Genomic DNA, 16,230 nt, shown 5'->3' with positions numbered 1-16,230 from the left:
TCGAGCGCCGACGATGCGGGTGGAGGCCCGGATGCCTTCGCTGAAAGCGAGTAGAACGATTTCCCTGTCCAGGCAGTATTTTTCCGAGAGGCGGTGAGGATTTGCGTCTCACAGACACATCCACACAAGCAGAAGGTGCATGATTCACCGAAATTTCACGTCTTCGTATCAGATGAAAATAGATAACATCTGAGAACAGACATGACTTTTCTTTCCAAGCTGAGTGTGCGTCTTCCTGCGGCCACGATCGGGCTGGCCCTGTTGAGTGCCACGGCCATGGGCGGGTTCAGCTGGTATTCGGCCAAGAGCGGGCTCGTCGCGGCCGCCGACGAGCGGCTTCAACTGGCGGCGACCTTGCGCAAGGACGGGATCGAGCTCGTCGCGGACCGTCTGCGCGCCGATTTCCTGGCGACGGCCATCCATCCGCAGATTGCATCGAATTTTCCGGATCTCATCGAAAATCTCGATCCGGCCAAGCCCGACTCCGCCAAGATCGTCGACGCGTTGCGGGCCCTGACGACCCCGGAGGCCAGGATCGCGTTCGACCTGGGCACGACCGGGACCATGTACGGGCGCCGGCATGCCAAGGTGCAGGACATGGCGCGCAAGATGATCGGGCAGGTCGGATATGCCGACCTGATGTTCCTCGATGAGAACGGCCGCATCGTCTACACGACGACCAAGGACGAGGATTTCGGGAAATCCGTGGCCGACCCCGCCCTGCAGGGGACCGGCCTCGCCCGTCTCGTCGCGCGCCTGAAGGCCGCAGCCACGGATTCGGACCTGTTCGAGGATTTCGCGGCCTATCCGGTGGGGACCGGGCCGTCCGCCTTCATCGGCATGCCGATGACCAAGCGCGCGAACGTCGCCATGGGGACGGCCCAGGCGGCCGAGCGCATCGGGTTCATCGTGTTGCGCGTCACGCCGGCCCTCTTCGACCAGACCCTGTCGAAGCGTGCCGGCCTCGGCGAGACGGGCCAGGTCCTCGCTACCGGGGCCGATGGGCTCCTGCGCAGCAACCCGCCCTTGGACGAGGGCACGAAGGCCGGCGCACCCCTGACCACGCTCGGCATGCGCGCCTCGCAGATCACGGGCGGCGCCAGCTTCGCCTACGCCGCACCCGACGGCCCGCACCTGGCCGCCACGTCGCCGGTCAGCGTGCTGGGCGCGTCCTGGACCATCGTGGCCGAGCAGAGCCAGGGCGAGGCCGTCAGCGCGGTGGAGACGCTGTCGCGGACCCTGACCATGATCGGCCTGTGCATCCTGTTCGGTACGGCCGTGCTCGGGCTGCTGCTGGCCCGCTCGATCGTCCGTCCCCTCGGGGCGTTGACGCGGGCGCTCGCATCCCTCGCCGCCCGCGAAACCGTGGCGGAGGTGCCGGGAAGCCGCCGCCGGGACGAGATCGGCGACATCGCCCGGGCGGTCGTGACCATCCGCGACGTCTCGCTGGAGGACGCCGCGCAGCAATTGCAGACGACGGAGGCCGTCCGCCTTCGCGAGGAGCAGGCCCGTCGCACCATGCTGCGCGACCTCGCGGATCGGTTCGAAGAGACCGTGGGCGGCATCGTCGGAGAGCTCACCGGCGCGGTCGAGGGGCTGCAATCCTCCTCCGGCATCATGGGCTCGGCGGTCGAGGAGACGTCGCAGCGCTCGACGAACGTCGCCAGCGCAGCGCATCAGACCGCCGGCAACGTGAACGCGGTCGCATCCGCGGCCGAGGAACTCGGGACGACGGTCCAGGAGATCGGACGGCAGGTCGAGCAGGCCGCCGGTCTGTCGGCGAGCGCCGTCCAGGGCGCCCTGAGCACCGAGCAGACGATGGCCGCCCTGGCGACGGCTGCGACCCGCATCGGCGACGTCGTCGGCCTGGTCTCGACCATCGCCGGCCAGACCAACCTGCTGGCCCTGAACGCGACGATCGAGGCCGCGCGTGCCGGCGATGCGGGCCGGGGCTTCGCCGTCGTCGCCGCCGAGGTCAAGGAACTCGCCGGTCAGACGACCCGCGCGACGGACGAGATCGCCCGACAGGTCGCCGCCATCCAGACCGCGACGCATGGGACCTCCGATGCCATCCGGGACATCACCGCGCAGATCGAAGCCATGAACCGCGTCACGACCAGCATCGCCGCCGCGGTCGAGGAGCAGGGTGCCACCACGCAGGAAATCGTCCGAAGCATGGTCCAGGCCTCGAACGGCACGAGTGAGATGACGACCGACATCGCCGAGGTCGCTCGGGTTGCGGACGAGGCCGGATCCGCCGCCGCGTCCGTCGCCCAGGCATCGGACCAGCTCGCGCTCCAGTCCGGCCAGCTTCGATCGGAGGTCGAGCAGTTTCTGGCCAACGTGCGGGCGGCTTGAAGCCGACTGTCTGCGCCGTTCTCGCCGGGATCCGTGAGAGATTCTGGCGACGCGGCACGGGCGAGAGGCGGTCGCGTGGACCGCGACGCCTCTCGGGATCGTGAACCGGATCAGACCAGCTTCGGCTCGCGCTCGCGGGCCGGGGTGCGGCTGAGGTTCTGGATCACGCGCGGCGGACGCCCGGCCTTCTCGGCGATCTCGGCTTCCTGCTCCTCGATCATGGTGCGCGCCGGCTCGTCGCCGTCGAGGCCGCCGAGGATTTCCATCGGGATGCGGCGGTTGGAGGCGAGGCTGCCATCCTCGAAGACGACATCGAACAGAACGAACCCGCGCTCCTGCGGCTTCGACTTCACGCGCTTGGCCATGGTGGGGGTGTGACTCGTACGATCGGTCGCGGCCACGAAAAGGGGCCGGCGACACTGGGACGTCCTGAAGGACCTGAGAGCGCGAGGGACCGGACCGGATCCGGGCCTCGCTTCGGGCGCCTGCATAGCGCCGCCCGCCGCCGCCGCCTACCCCGGAGGACACCGGGTCTGCTAGTCACGCCCGGCCACGCTTCAAACTCGCTCCGAATTGCCCATGCCCGACACGACCGCCTGGACCGAAATCGACGTCGGCGCGGTGCCGGGCACGCCCGACACCATGCGGCTGATGCGGCGCAGCGACGGCTTCACCATCATGGTGGGCAAGTGCGAGCTGATGAGCGACCTGTTCTGCGCCTCCGAGCGGGCGCTGGCGACGATCGCCTGCGACCATCTGCGCGACAGGCCGGAGGCCCGCATGCTCATCGGCGGGCTCGGCATGGGCTTCACCCTCGGCGCCGCCCTCGAAGGGCTCGGGCCGCAGGCGAGCGTCGTCGTCGCCGAGCTGGTGCCCTCCGTCGCGGCCTGGGCGCGCGGCCCGCTGGCGCATCTCTTCGGCGGCAGCCTGGACGATTCGCGCGTCGAGATCCGGGTCGAGGACGTCAACCGCGTGATCCAGGCCGCGCCCGCCGCCTACGATGCGATCCTGCTCGACGTCGACAACGGCCCGGAGGGCGCGACCCGGCGGCAGAACGACCGCCTCTACGACGCATGGGGCCTCAAGCGCGCCCGCTGGGCGCTGCGGCCCGGCGGCATCCTCGCCGTCTGGTCGGGGCACCCCGACCGCAAGTTCAAGGCCCGGCTGCGCCGCACGGGTTTCGCGGTGGAGGAGATCCGCATCCGCTCCAACATCACAGACGGGCGGCGGCACGTCCTGTGGATCGCGACGCGGATCGAGGACCCGAACGCGGCCTGAGACGCCCCTTTTCGCGCTTCAGTGGTCGTGGTGGTCGTGCCCGGCGTGATCGTGATCGTGCGGCTCATGGTGGCCGTGATGCGCATGCCCGTGTGCATCATGGCGATGGCCGTGACTATCCAGGGCAGCATCGTGGGCTTGCCCGTGGTCGTGGTGGTGATGCGCGTGATCGTGGCTGTGGTCGTGCCCGCAGGTGCTGTGGTCGTGGGCCTCCTTCTCGGGCTTGAAGGCGCGGGTGACAGGGCTCGCAGAGCAGCCCGAACCGCGCACCAATTCCGCCGCGCTCTCAGGCACATAGAGGACATCGGGGCCGACCTCCGCCGGCACGTGGCTGCCGCCGAGCTGCCAGGCGAGGCGGACCAGCCGCGCCGGATTGCCGGCGCGCACTTCGAGCAGCGCCTCCTCCGCCGCCTTCACCGCGACGAGCCGGCCGTCGTCGAGGCGGAAGGCGTCGCCGTCCTCGACCTGCACGGTCTTCTCCAGGGCGAGGTCGAAAACCGTTCCGCCCGAGGCACTTAGCCGGCCCGTCGCAGCTTTCCGCGCGGCATGGTCGAGCACCACGGCGTCGACGACCTGCTCCGGCCGGACGGCGGCCTTGCGGACGATCAGGGTGGCTTTCGACATCGGATCCTCGACGATTTCGGTGTGTTTGCGCAACAGCTTGGGCGTCAGATGGCGCGTCGCGCGGGAAATGTCATGCCCCGCGCGCCCGCTGCCCCAATCTTGACCGTATCGCGTGACCTGCCTGCGTGAGAAGGCCGGTGACGGCCTCGAGGTACGCCACGGCGAAAACGGCCGGGCGGGCCGATGCACAAGGGAGTCGTACGACCATGAAGAAGATCACAGCGGCCATCCTGGCCTGCACCCTGGCGCTCTCCGTCGGCGCCTGCAACACCCCCGGCGAACGCGCGCTGGGCGGCGGCGCCCTCGGCGCCGGCCTGGGTGCTGCGGTCGGCGGCTTGGCCACGGGCCGCGCCGGCGGCGCGCTCGCGGGTGCGGCCATCGGCGGCGCTGCCGGCGCCATCGGCGGTGCGGCCACCGCCCCGCGCTGCCCCTACGGCACCTATCGCGACGCCTACGGCGACGTGTACTGCCGCTGACACCACCGACGCTAAACCGTTGTCGGAACTGGAGAAGGCCGGGGCATACGCTCCGGCCTTCTTCGTAGGGGGAGGAGCGGCCAGCCGGGCATTCGGCTTGCGCCCGGCCCGGCATTCGGCTTTAGCAACCGGCCCCGAACCGTGCCGTCCAGCGAATGCCCGTGCTCCATTCTCCCCGCCCCCGGCCCGCCGCCGTGCCGCACAGAAGCCCCGCCCGATGAGCCTCGGCATCTGGGGCAAGATCGGCGGCGCGGGCCTCGGCGCCCTCGTCGGCGGCCCGATCGGGGCACTCGCCGGCTCGGTCGCCGGGCATTTCCTGGTCGACCGCGAGGGCGCGCCCTTCGGCGCGACGCCGCGCGACGTGGTCTTCACCACCGGCCTCGTGGCGCTGGCCGCCAAGATGGCGAAATCCGACGGCGTGGTGACGCCGGCGGAGGTCGAGGCCTTCGGGCAGGTGGTCGAGGTCGAGCCGGGGGCGCGGGCCGGCGTCGAGCGCCTGTTCGACCTCGCTAAAGCGACGACCGACGGGTTCGAGGGCTACGCCGGACAGCTCGCCAGCACGTTTCACGACGAGCCGGCGCTGCTGGAGGACGTGCTCGACGGGCTGTTCCACATCGCCAAGGCGGACGGGGCGATCCACGAGAACGAGGAGCGCTACCTGCGCTCCGTGGCCCGCATCTTCGGCCTCGACGACGCCGCCTTCGCGCGCCTCGCCGCCCGCCACGTCCGGCTCGCCGACGACCCGTACCTGGTGCTCGGCCTCGACCGCGAGACCGACGACGCGGCGTTGAAGGCGCGGCAGCGGGCGCTCGTCATCGAAAACCACCCCGACCGCGCCATCGCCCGCGGCCTGCCACCGGAAGCGGTCGCGATCGCCACGCGCCGGCTCGCCGCGATCAACGCCGCCTGGGACCGGATCGCGGCGGAGCGGGGCCTGAAGTGAGTTTTTCGGCCGACAGCCCGCTCGTCGCGCGCGTCGCGCCCTCGCCGAACCACGGCGAACGGGCCGGCGGCCCGCCGGACATGCTGATCCTGCACTACACCGGCATGGCGACCGCCGAGGTCGCCCTGGAGCGGCTTTGCGACGCCGCGGCGCAGGTCTCGGCGCATTACTTCGTGTTCGAGGACGGCCGCATCGTGCAGCTGGTGCCGGAGCGCCGCCGCGCCTGGCATGCAGGCCTCGGCTGCTGGGGGCCTGAGCGCGACATCAACTCGCGCTCGATCGGCATCGAGATCGCCCATCCCGGCCATGTCGGCGGCCTGCCGCCCTATCCCGACGCGCAGATCGACGCGGTCGTTGCGCTCTCGCGCGACATCCTCGACCGCCATGCGATTCCCGCCGTGCGCGTCCTCGCCCATTCCGACGTGGCGCCGGAACGCAAGGAAGACCCCGGCGAGAATTTTCCGTGGGATCGCCTCGCGGCGGCCGGCATCGGCCATCGCGTCCCGCCGGCCCCGATCCGCGACGGCCGCTTCTTCGCACCGGGCGACAGCGGCGAGCCCATCGAAGCCCTGCAGGCGATGTTCGCGCTCTACGGCTACGATCAGCCGGTGACGGGCGTATTCGATGCCCGCACGCTGGCGGTGGTGACGGCCTTCCAGCGGCATTTCCGGCAAGCGCGGGTCGACGGCGTCGCCGATGCCTCGACGATCACCACCCTGCGGGACCTGATCGCAGCGCAGCCGGCGGGCTGAGCCTCCTCAGGCCCGGTGCGTCGCTTCTTTCGGCTCGCTCGCGACACCCCGCGTCCGCCACAGGCTGTAGACGACGCCCACCGTCAGCAGCGCCAGCGTCACCGCGAGCGATACCCAGGGCGGCAGGTCGACGAGGCCCAGCGTGTCCGCGATCACGATCTTCGCGCCGATGAAGATCAGGATGAAGGCGAGCGCCGTCTTGAGATAGGCGAAGCGGTCGACCATCGCCGCGAGCGCGAAATAGAGCGAGCGCAGGCCGAGGATGGCGAAGATGTTCGACGTGTAGACGATGAACGGGTTGGTGGTGATCGCGAAGATCGCCGGCACGCTGTCGACGGCGAAGATGACGTCGGCGATGTTGACGGCCGTCAACGCCAGTGCGAGCGGCGTCAGCCACAGGACGAGCTTGCCGGTCTTGGGATGAGGCTTGCGCGTGACGAAGCGCTGGCCGTCCGGCTCCTTGGTGATGCGCAGGTGCTTGCGCAGGAAGCGCAGCGAGGCGCTGTTCTCGATGTCTGTCTCGCTCTCCTCCTTGGAGAAGAGCATCTTGAGCCCAGCATAGATCAGGAAGGCGGCGAACAGCGACAGCACCCAATGCGCCTGCTCGACCAGCGCCGCGCCGAGCCCGATCATCAGACCGCGCAGCAGCACGGCGGCGAGGATGCCCCAGACGAGCACGCGGTGCTGGGCCGAGCGCGGCACGCCGAGCGCCGTCAGGATCACCGCGATCACGAAGACGTTGTCCATCGACAGCGAGTATTCGATGACCAATCCGGTCACGAACTCCTCGCCCGCCGTCCGGCCCATGTACCACCAGACCCATCCGCCGAAGGCGAGGCCGAGGACGAGATAGCAGGCGGTGAGGGTCAGGCTCTCCTTCACCCCGATCACGCGACCCTTGTCGCGGTGGAGCAGGCCGAGATCGAAGGCCATCAGGCTCAGGACAAGGACGTGGAAGCCGAGCCACATCCAGACCGGCTGGCCGAGCCATTGAGCGTACAGAAAATCCATCGTTGCGCGGAGCCCACTGCTTCACTGAAGAGAGCATCGGCTCCGACATCACGGAAGCCTGAGAAGGCGTCCCGCCAGAGGGGCCCGCAGCCGATGGCCGCGACGTAGCGAGCGAAGTTCGGCGAATCAAGGGCAGCGCCCCGCGGGAGGGAACGCCGAGCCATGGCTTGACAGCCACCCCCTTGCCGCGGCCTGCCGCTGCGATGGAACGAGACGAGAGCATCGCAGTGGTCGGCGGCGGTCCGACTGGGCTAGCGGCGGCCGAAGTGCTGGCCGAAGCGGGACACCGCGTGACGGTCTACGAGCGGATGCCGTCGGTCGGGCGTAAGCTGCTGATCGCCGGGCGGGGCGGGCTGAACCTCACGCATTCCGAGCCGCTGCCGGCCTTTCTCGACCGCTACCATCCGCAGCACGCTTCCCTGCGCTCCGCCGTCGAGTCTTTTCCGCCCGAGGCCTTGCGCGCCTGGTGCGAAAACCTCGGTCAGCCGACCTTCGTCGGATCGAGCGGCCGGGTGTTTCCGAAGAGCTTCAAGGCCTCACCGCTGCTGCGGGCCTGGCTCGTGCGGCTCGCCACGCTCGGCGTCGCGATCCGCACACGCCATCGTCTGACGGCTTGGGACGGAACAGCGTTGACCTTCGAGGCGCCCGAAGGCGCGGTCACGATTCGACCGCGCGCCTGCCTCCTCGCCCTCGGCGGCGCGAGTTGGCCACGGCTCGGTTCGGACGGGGCCTGGGTCGGGCTGCTCGAAGGCCGCGGCGTAGCGGTCGCACCCCTGAAGGCCGCCAATGTCGGATTCTCGGTGGCTTGGTCGGAGCACTTTTCGGGGCGCTTCGCCGGGGAGCCGGTCAAGCGCATCGGCCTGAGGCTCGGCGACCAGGAGGTGCGCGGCGAAGCGGTGATCACCGCCGAGGGCATCGAGGGTGGCGCGGTCTACGCGCTCTCGCGACACATCCGCGAGGCGATCAGCGCGGGCGACGGGGCGAAGCTCGTTCTCGACCTGCGCCCCGACCTCGACGCCGCAACCCTCGCCCGCCGTCTCGGCGATCCGAAGCCCGGCGCGTCTCTGGCGACGCGGCTGCGGAAGGCCGCCGGACTGAGCCCAGTCGCCGCCGGGCTTCTGCGCGAGGCGCACGGTCTGCAGCTGCCGGACGCTCCCGAAGCACTCGCGGCGATGATCAAGGCTGCGCCCCTTCGGTTCCTGGCGCCGAGACCGATCGCGCGCGCCATCTCGACGGCCGGCGGCGTCTCCTTCGACGGGCTCGACGGGCGCTTCATGCTGCAGGCGCATCCCGGAACCTTCGTGGCCGGCGAGATGCTCGACTGGGAGGCGCCGACCGGCGGCTATCTCCTCCAGGCGGCCTTCGCCGGCGGGCGCGCCGCCGCGACCGGGATGATCGGCTGGCTGCGCGAGACCGGCGGCTGAACCGGCATCAGGGCTTGGTGCAAAACGCCGCCATGCCCTCGCCGCCCGCCGGGCAGGCGGCAGTGGCAGAACCGCCAGTGCCCGCTCGGTAGGTCGGGCTGCCCCTGCCGAGACAATAGGCCGAGACCAGCACCTCGCCGCTGTCGCAAGCGAGCTCGCAGCCCGTCTCGGGGCAGGCGCCGGACCGCAGTGCACGAAGGGACGCGGCCGGGGGGTCGGCCGTACCCTGCGCGCCTGTCTCACCTTTGGGACCGGCGTCACCTTTGGAACCGGGATCCCCCTTGGGACCGGGATCGCCTTTCACACCCGACGCACCGGCTAGCCCCGGCGCTCCTTCGGCGCCCTGTGGGCCGGGCGGCCCCTGAATCCCGGCCATGCCTTGCGGCCCGGTCGGCCCCGGCTCGCCCTTCGAGCCCGCCTCGCCCTCAGGGGCGCAATTGGCGATGACCGCCTCGCGCTCGTCCTCTTCGACCTTCAGCGCCGCGACGCATGTCCGCGGGCGATAGGGCAGCTTGAAGACGAAGCGGCCGCGGCTGTCGGCGGCCGCAGAGATCTCGTCGTCGAGCACGACGACGAGGCCGCCCTTGCGAACGCTTCCGGAGATGCGCAGGTCCCCCGCCTCGATGCGGGCGTCATAGACCATGATCGGCTGCGCCGGCTGCTGCGGCCGGCGAGCGCGAGATTTCGGAGGCGACGCGGCCGGCTGGGCCTGGAGCGCCTGTGCCGACGGCTGCTGAGCGAGGGCGGGAGATCCCGCCAGGAGCACCAGCGCCAGGGCTGCAACCACGCGGTCGATCATGGCATCGAATCCCTCACCCCAATGGGACCGCACCTGCGGCTCGGCTCGCGCCCGGGTCAAGCCTGCAGCGCGGGGTCGGGAGCCCGACGAAACGGCCTCGACTTCGGGCTGGGCCTGCGTAAAGAGTGCGGGCATGATCCGCACTGCCCTCGCCTGCCTCCTTCTCCTGTCGACCGTCGCCCGGGCCGACGAATGCGACGCCCTCGTCGGGCAGATCGCCCAGGCGACCGGCGCCAAGAAGGTCGGGCGGCGGGTCGGACCGAGCGTCGACGTGAAGGCCGCCAGCGGGCTCAAGATCGACATAACCTGCCGGGCCGAGCCGATCGTCCAGGTCGCCTCCTCCGAGCCGAGCCCGTCTGCCGCCTATTATCGCGATCTGTCGATCGCCGGTGGTCTCGCGATCGGCGTGCCGCCGGCCACCGTCGAGGCCGCCCTGGTGCGCGCCTACGAGACGGCGCTCCGCGAGCGGCGCAAATCCTTCATCCAGCAGAGCGGCTGGTCGGCGAGTTGCTACGCCGATCCGGGCTCGTCGTCGCTGCGCACGCTCTGCTCCGTCGGCCGCATCCCGCCGGGCTGACCTTTCGCGAGACTTGAACGCGGCGGAGAACCGCGCCAAGCCGGTCGGCGGGACCTGAAACGCCGGCGACACGCCCATGGCCAATCACCTCTTCGACCTCGTGCGGGCGCATTTGCCGCCGGAGCCGGCCCAAAAGACCGTCATCGCGACGCCCGACGGCACCCGCCACAGCTATGCCGACCTGATCGCGCGCTCGGCCGCCTATGCCTCGGCACTCGTCGCGCGGGGCGTGCGTCCCGGCGACCGGGTGGCGGCGCAGGTCGAGAAGAGCCCGGAGGTCGTTTTTCTGTTTCTCGGTGCCGTGCGGGCGGGGGCAGTCTTCCTGCCGCTGAACACCGCCTATACCGAGCGCGAGATCGCCTACTTCCTCGGCGACGCCGAGCCCACGGTCTTCATCTGCGATCCCGGCCGCGCCGACACCCTCGGCCTGGTCGCGCGCGAGGCAGGCGTCGCGAAGCTGCTCACCCTCGGCGCCGACGGCCGCGGCAGCCTGAGCGAGGCGGCCGATGCGGCCGCAACCGACTTCGCCGACGTGGCGCGCAAGGCCGACGACCTCGCCGCGATCCTCTACACCTCCGGCACCACGGGGCGCTCCAAGGGCGCGATGCTGAGCCACGCCAACCTGGCCTCGAACGCCCTGACACTGGCCGAGGTCTGGCACTTCACCGCCGACGACGTGCTGATCCACGCGCTGCCGGTGTTTCACACCCACGGCCTCTTCGTGGCGACCAACGTCGCGCTCGTCGCCGGTGCGACGATGCTCTGGCTGCCGAAACTCGATGCGAAGCAGATCCTGTCGGTGATGCCGCGGGCGACCGCGATGATGGGCGTGCCGACCTTCTACACGCGCCTCCTCAAGGAGCCCGGCCTGACGCGGGAGGCGACCCGGCACATGCGCCTGTTCGTCTCGGGCTCGGCACCGCTACTCGCCGAGACGCATCGCGACTGGGCCACGCGCACGGGCCACGCGATCCTCGAGCGCTACGGCATGACCGAGACGAATATGAACACCTCGAACCCCTACGATGGCGAGCGCATCGCCGGCACCGTGGGCTTCCCGCTGCCGGACGTGGCCTTGCGCGTGGTCGATCCCGAAACCGGCACACCGCTACCGTGCGGCGAGGTCGGCATGATCGAGGTGAAGGGCCCGAACGTCTTCAAGGGCTACTGGCGCATGCCCGAGAAGACGATGGCCGAGTTCAGGGCCGACGGTTTCTTCATCACCGGCGATCTCGGCAAGGTCGACGCCCGCGGCTACGTCCACATCGTCGGGCGCGGCAAGGACCTGATCATCACCGGCGGCTACAACGTCTACCCGAAGGAGATCGAGTCCGAGATCGATGCGCTGCCGGGCGTGGTCGAGTCCGCGGTGATCGGCCTGCCCCATGCCGATTTCGGCGAGGGCGTCACCGCCATCGTCGTCGCCGGCCCGGAGGCGCGCGACGAGCGCGCGATCCTTCAGGCCCTCGAAGGCCGTCTCGCCCGCTTCAAGCAGCCCAAGCGCGTCCTCTTCGCCGACGACCTGCCGCGCAACGCCATGGGCAAGGTGCAGAAGAACGTTTTGCGGGATAGCCACGCGGCGTTGTACGCGGACGCCGAACCGGCGTGACACGGCCTTTTGCCGGTCGACGCGACCGGCCGCCGTGGACCGACACGTCCGTTCGGCAAACCGGACATTCGGGACGGACGTCCCGCCTGTCCCGGGCCGTCCCACGGACCGGAACGCCATCGAACGGTTCCGCTTCGGCTCGCGCGCGCCAAGGCCGTCGCGAAAGGGTTGACGGCGTGACGCTTGTCTGCTATTATTCCTATGCACTAAGAATTTAGTCGTACCGCTATGGTTCGCTGCGCCATGCGTCATGTTTCAGTTCGAAATGGGCTCGCTCGACAGGCTGCTTTCGATCCCATCGAGGATACAGAAGACCACCCTGACCTCTCGAAAGCGGCCATTCGTCGGCTCTCTGGTAATCTCGGCTTGGGGTGGGGTGCGGAAACTGGGTTTTCGCCCCGAAGCGGACGTTCCGCCTCCGACTCAACTCGGCTGTTGCGCCGCTACCAACGCCGCGTGATGCGGCCAACATTCGTCAATGGTTGCCGGCCATTGCCTCCCGGCAAGCTGCGAAGATAGCTGCGCCGTCCGGCGTGAAGCGGGCATGCGCCACGACCGTCTCCAGTCCCGCCGCGTAGCTCGCCGTATTGCGCGCGATCTTCGTAGCGACCGACGCTCTCTCTGCTGGAGATAGCTCCGGGTGTTCGCGCAATCGCTCCAGGCAATAGTTCATCCGCGCCAGCACGTAGGTTGCGTGGACGATGCCTTCGATCGGGCGCGGATCAGGCCGCAGGGGCGACCCGTAGCGCTCGCTCGGATCGTTTGTAGTCAGGTCGGCACCGAGCGTCATTCCGAACAACAGGGCATGCGCAGTCTCATGGGCAAGGCTTTCGACCAGTGTCACCCGGTCGGGCACGCGGTCGGGGTTGAGGATCACCGCCCCCCAAAGAAACACGGTGGCCGCACCGCCGAAGCCACCGCTGGCGTTGGTGGCGAGCACGATCTGATGGCCGAGCGTATCGATTTCGTCGAGCAGCGCAGGGTCAGTGCGATCAAGCAAGGCGCGCCCGGCATCGACCAGCGCCTGAATGCGGCGGACTTCATCCACCTCGACCGGCTGCAGATTGAGCGGCCGCCCCGGGTCGCTATCGATGACAGCTCGATAGCGGAACGCGTCATCGCGCCCGAGATCTGCGTCCGAGATGGTCACGATCGTGCCGGGTTGTCCCGCGCGGTCGGGCCGGCGCGCGAGGAGGTCGGCCGCTAGTGCGGGCACCGCGTCCGCATCTCCGCGCAGGATCGCCTGGACGAGGTCATGGTAGCAGGCCCAGAGCTGCGGCGGTGCCCCGCGTGTGGCGAGCAGAGCCTCGTGCCACGCCGCCCGGTCCGCCCCGTCGCCCAGGAGGTCGTGTCGTGCCGCCTCATCCAGCACGCGGGCGACGCTGTCGTCCAGCGCGCGCCGGATCGCACCGTCCATGGCAGCCGTGCGCGTGACATCGGGTCGGAAAGCGAAGGGATCCACGGTCTGACTCGTTCAACGGATCCGACGAGCTTGAACGCGCCCGGGCTCGGAGACCAGCCTCGAATGTCCCTCCTTGCCGAAAGGCGAATGCCCCAGAAATCGGAAAAATTTCGTACGGCGTGACTCTGGGACGCTCGGTCAATGACTCATTCGTCAGCCAATGATAGACTCAAAGACGGCCCCACCACTTCTAGGCCAAGCCGATTGTTCTATAATGTTGCATTTACGGCACATAGTATAAAACTACAATATTCCGTGGATGCCATGTGTGTAGTCGGGATTGACGCCCGCTCGAGTCCTGGCCTTTGATCGAGACCATGGCTGACGCTGCGATCTCATCTGACCTCAAGCTGGTCCAGCTCCCGGACGCCAACACGGCGGTTGGGCTTGCCGTGCGATTTATGTCGGGTCGCACGGCTTACGCCGAATTGCCGTTTGGTTCCTGGAGCTCCGCAATCTGCAACCAGGTGGGCCGTGGGCACTATGCCTTCGTCACGGACAACACCGACAAGGTCGTGGGATACGCAGGCTGGGCGATGACGCCGGAAGCCAAGGCTGAAGCCTGGGCAGATCAGGGTGTCGAACTCTCCGATGCCGAATGCCGCGAAGGCGACTGCCTCATCATGAATACCTGGATTGCCGATACGCCCGCGGTCCATCGCTTCCTGGTCGATGCCGTCCGCGCGGGCGCCCGCGATAAGAAAACGATCTACTTCCGCCGTGTTTACGATGATGGGCGCCGACGGGTCGTCCGCATCGCAGTCAACGAATTCGTCACCGGCCACTTAGAGCGCAATGTCGAGGCTGCCTTGAGCGCAGCTACGCAGGATGCGCCCCTCTACAATCATTGAACGCCATCACGCGCGATCGAGGACACGATGACCAAGGCTTCGACGGCTCAGGATGCGACCGCCATGTTGGCGATGCGCACCGCTCTCGCGTCTGGCCCACTCCTGGGCTTCGATACCTCGGAATGGGCAGGCGATGGCGTGCCGCGCGCTAAACAGGCCTTCGTCGGCACGCTTGCTCCCACTAGGACGGTCATCTCGACCGCAGATACGGGGCAGGGCACGCTGCGCGAGGCGCTGCAGAATCAGGTGGACGGCCTCGTCATTAATTTCGACCCATCTCTCGCAGGGCAGACGATCCAGCTCGAGGGAAATCTGAGCATCACCGAAGGCGTCACCATCAATGGTGCGATCGGCAACAGCAGCATCACGATCAGCGGCACCGCTGCCACGAATCCCAATTCCAGTCAGCCCACGGCCGGAATTTTCAACGTTCGTGCGAATCAAGAAGACACGGTTACTCTACGAGGCCTCAATCTTACCAACGGTAAGGCCGAGGGTGTGCCGAGTATCGGTGGTACAACCGGCGGGAGCGCTGGTGGTGCCATTCGTGCCGCGTCCGGCAGCCTCGTTCTTGAGAATATTACGTTCTCGAACAACACCGCCGTCGGCGGCCGCGGCAATGACGCCCAAGATACGAGTTCCGGCGATCCGGACAAGGCGGCTGGGAATGGCGGCAACGCGGCGGGTGCCGTCTACGTCGAATCCCGCGTCACGGTGGCCGCGAGCAACCTTGTGTTTAGCAACAACAGCGGTTTCGCCGGATCAGGTGGCGCCGCTAGCCTAGCCTCCCCGGAGGCGGGCCTGGCTGGTACGGGCGATCAGGATTCGAACAGTCAGACCGTTCGAGATGCCGCGGTCTGCTACGCCTCCGGCACGCGAATTCTGACGGCTGCCGGCGAAGTTGCCGTCGAGAACCTCACCGTTGGCGACCTCGCCGCGACGGCCTCCGGCGCCTATCGCCCGATCCGCTGGATCGGTCACCGCACGAGCGATTGCCGCAGCCATCCGGCGCCGCAGGACATCCTGCCCGTGCGCATCAGTGCCGGCGCCTTCGGGGAGAACCGCCCTGCGCGCGATCTCGTCGTCTCGCCCGGCCATTCCATCTGCCTCGACGTGCTCGGTGAGGTGCTGATTCCGGCCTCCGCGCTGGTGAACGGCACAACGATCACGCAGCAGGACGTCGAGACGGTGACCTACTGGCATATCGAACTCGAAAGCCACGACATCCTGATCGCCGAGGGCCAGCTGGCCGAAAGCTATCTCGACATGGGCAACCGCGGTTTCTTCGCCGAGAGCAGCGTAGTCGACCTCGGCGCGACGCCGGATGTCAACGCCGCCGCGCGCACCCATGCCGATTTCTGCCGGCCTTACGTCGCCGACGGCGTCGTGCTCGATGCGGTCCGCGCGCAGGTCCAGGCCCGCGCCGAGCAGCGCGGCTGGCGGCTCGACGACGCGCCCTGGGCGGACATGCACCTGATGGTCGACGGCGTGCGGGTCGAGGCCGACACGCACGGCCTCACCGCCCGCTTCGTGCTGCCGGCCGAAGCCAAGGACGTCTGGCTGATCTCTGAGACCAGCGCGCCTAGCCAGATCTCGAACAACCGGGATCCGCGCCAACTCGGTCTCTGCATCCAGGGCATCACGATCGACGACGGCGTCGGCGAGAAGCGCTCTGTCGCGCTCGACGATCCCCTGCTGTGTGTTGGCTTCCATGACTGCGAGGATGGCGTGCGTCGCTGGACGGCGGGCCGTTCGCGGCTGCCGGCCAAGCTGTTCGCCGGCTGCCGCGGCACGGTATTCCTGCGCCTCGACTTGGTGCGGCCGGCCCTGCCGCGCTGGGTCGCGCCTCAGGCCGCTGTCGTCGAACCGGCCGAGCACGAGGCGCCGCGTCTGAGCCTCGTCGCCTAATACTGCTTCGTTGACTTGCCCAGCCCCGGCCCGAAAGATCAGCTGGGGCCGGGCTTTGGAGCAAAAAGCAAATCGTATTGGCCGTATGACACCTACCAACCCGACCAGCGTGTAAGCGGACGTTCCCGGCTTCTGCAAAGGGTCCAGGCCGTGTCAAA

General features: G+C 68.7%; 15 protein-coding genes. 10 read left to right on the top strand and 5 right to left on the bottom strand.

The features are described from left to right. Window positions 1–201: 201 nt before the first annotated feature. Window positions 202–2,358: a methyl-accepting chemotaxis protein gene (locus tag MFF07_RS03440; RefSeq protein ID WP_147820555.1), complete on the top strand. Its 2,157-nt coding sequence runs from the start codon at window positions 202–204 to the stop codon at window positions 2,356–2,358. 110 nt (window positions 2,359–2,468) lie between these two features. Here MFF07_RS03440 and MFF07_RS03435 read toward each other — a convergent pair whose 3' ends face one another. After that, window positions 2,469–2,723 (bottom strand): hypothetical protein, encoded by a 255-nt coding sequence (locus MFF07_RS03435; protein ID WP_147820556.1) that lies wholly within the window; start codon window positions 2,721–2,723, stop codon window positions 2,469–2,471. A gap of 214 nt (window positions 2,724–2,937) precedes the next feature. Between MFF07_RS03435 and MFF07_RS03430 the strand changes: the two genes are divergently transcribed. After that, complete coding sequence (locus tag MFF07_RS03430; protein ID WP_373322234.1) at window positions 2,938–3,636, top strand: spermidine synthase; 699 nt, start codon at window positions 2,938–2,940, stop codon at window positions 3,634–3,636. Window positions 3,637–3,654: 18 nt separating this feature from the next. On the opposite strand, the gene MFF07_RS03425 is transcribed toward MFF07_RS03430, so the two are convergent. After that, window positions 3,655–4,260 (bottom strand): urease accessory protein UreE, encoded by a 606-nt coding sequence (locus MFF07_RS03425; RefSeq protein ID WP_147820558.1) that lies wholly within the window; start codon window positions 4,258–4,260, stop codon window positions 3,655–3,657. Between the two features lie 206 nt (window positions 4,261–4,466). On the opposite strand from MFF07_RS03425, the gene MFF07_RS03420 reads away from it, so the two are divergent. The 3 genes from MFF07_RS03420 (at window position 4,467) to MFF07_RS03410 (ending at window position 6,431) form a co-directional block, all read left to right on the top strand. After that, entirely contained in the window at window positions 4,467–4,736 is a 270-nt protein-coding gene (locus MFF07_RS03420; protein ID WP_238230705.1) for a YMGG-like glycine zipper-containing protein, read from the top strand. 217 nt (window positions 4,737–4,953) lie between these two features. Beyond that, on the top strand, window positions 4,954–5,679 hold the full coding sequence (locus MFF07_RS03415) for a TerB family tellurite resistance protein (protein ID WP_147819336.1): 726 nt from the start codon (window positions 4,954–4,956) through the stop codon (window positions 5,677–5,679). Continuing rightward, on the top strand, window positions 5,676–6,431 hold the full coding sequence (locus tag MFF07_RS03410; RefSeq protein WP_147819334.1) for an N-acetylmuramoyl-L-alanine amidase: 756 nt from the start codon (window positions 5,676–5,678) through the stop codon (window positions 6,429–6,431). Before MFF07_RS03415 ends, MFF07_RS03410 begins: the two co-directional genes overlap by 4 nt. A 6-nt stretch (window positions 6,432–6,437) precedes the next feature. Here the strand turns inward: MFF07_RS03410 and MFF07_RS03405 are convergent, their stop codons facing one another. After that, window positions 6,438–7,442, bottom strand: a complete 1,005-nt coding sequence (locus MFF07_RS03405) for a TerC family protein (RefSeq protein ID WP_147819332.1) — start codon at window positions 7,440–7,442, stop codon at window positions 6,438–6,440. Window positions 7,443–7,645: 203 nt separating this feature from the next. Between MFF07_RS03405 and MFF07_RS03400 the strand changes: the two genes are divergently transcribed. After that, window positions 7,646–8,866: a TIGR03862 family flavoprotein gene (locus tag MFF07_RS03400; protein ID WP_147819338.1), complete on the top strand. Its 1,221-nt coding sequence runs from the start codon at window positions 7,646–7,648 to the stop codon at window positions 8,864–8,866. A 7-nt stretch (window positions 8,867–8,873) separates the two neighbouring features. Here MFF07_RS03400 and MFF07_RS03395 read toward each other — a convergent pair whose 3' ends face one another. Beyond that, on the bottom strand, window positions 8,874–9,665 hold the full coding sequence (locus MFF07_RS03395) for a collagen-like protein (RefSeq protein WP_147819330.1): 792 nt from the start codon (window positions 9,663–9,665) through the stop codon (window positions 8,874–8,876). Window positions 9,666–9,798: 133 nt separating this feature from the next. Between MFF07_RS03395 and MFF07_RS03390 the strand changes: the two genes are divergently transcribed. Both MFF07_RS03390 and MFF07_RS03385 read left to right on the top strand, forming a co-directional pair. Next, window positions 9,799–10,242 carry a hypothetical protein gene (locus MFF07_RS03390; RefSeq protein ID WP_147819328.1) on the top strand — a complete coding sequence of 148 codons (444 nt, stop codon included), beginning with the start codon at window positions 9,799–9,801 and terminating at the stop codon, window positions 10,240–10,242. 76 nt (window positions 10,243–10,318) lie between these two features. Beyond that, window positions 10,319–11,851: a malonate--CoA ligase gene (locus tag MFF07_RS03385; RefSeq protein ID WP_147819326.1), complete on the top strand. Its 1,533-nt coding sequence runs from the start codon at window positions 10,319–10,321 to the stop codon at window positions 11,849–11,851. Window positions 11,852–12,326: 475 nt separating this feature from the next. Here MFF07_RS03385 and MFF07_RS03380 read toward each other — a convergent pair whose 3' ends face one another. Beyond that, the gene (locus tag MFF07_RS03380) at window positions 12,327–13,313 is read right to left on the bottom strand and encodes an aKG-HExxH-type peptide beta-hydroxylase (protein WP_238230703.1); all 987 of its coding nucleotides are present in this window, start codon (window positions 13,311–13,313) and stop codon (window positions 12,327–12,329) included. A 305-nt stretch (window positions 13,314–13,618) separates the two neighbouring features. Between MFF07_RS03380 and MFF07_RS03375 the strand changes: the two genes are divergently transcribed. Together MFF07_RS03375 and MFF07_RS03370 are read left to right on the top strand one after the other, a co-directional pair. After that, entirely contained in the window at window positions 13,619–14,164 is a 546-nt protein-coding gene (locus MFF07_RS03375; RefSeq protein WP_238230700.1) for a toxin-activating lysine-acyltransferase, read from the top strand. Between the two features lie 27 nt (window positions 14,165–14,191). Further along, window positions 14,192–16,072, top strand: a complete 1,881-nt coding sequence (locus MFF07_RS03370; protein ID WP_238230698.1) for a Hint domain-containing protein — start codon at window positions 14,192–14,194, stop codon at window positions 16,070–16,072. Window positions 16,073–16,230: the final 158 nt, after the last annotated feature.

The organism is Methylobacterium thuringiense (assembly GCF_022179645.1).
Taxonomy (GTDB): Bacteria; Pseudomonadota; Alphaproteobacteria; order Rhizobiales; family Beijerinckiaceae; genus Methylobacterium; species Methylobacterium thuringiense.
Note: the sequence above shows the minus strand (reverse complement) of the source record. Positions and strands in the feature narration are given on the sequence as shown.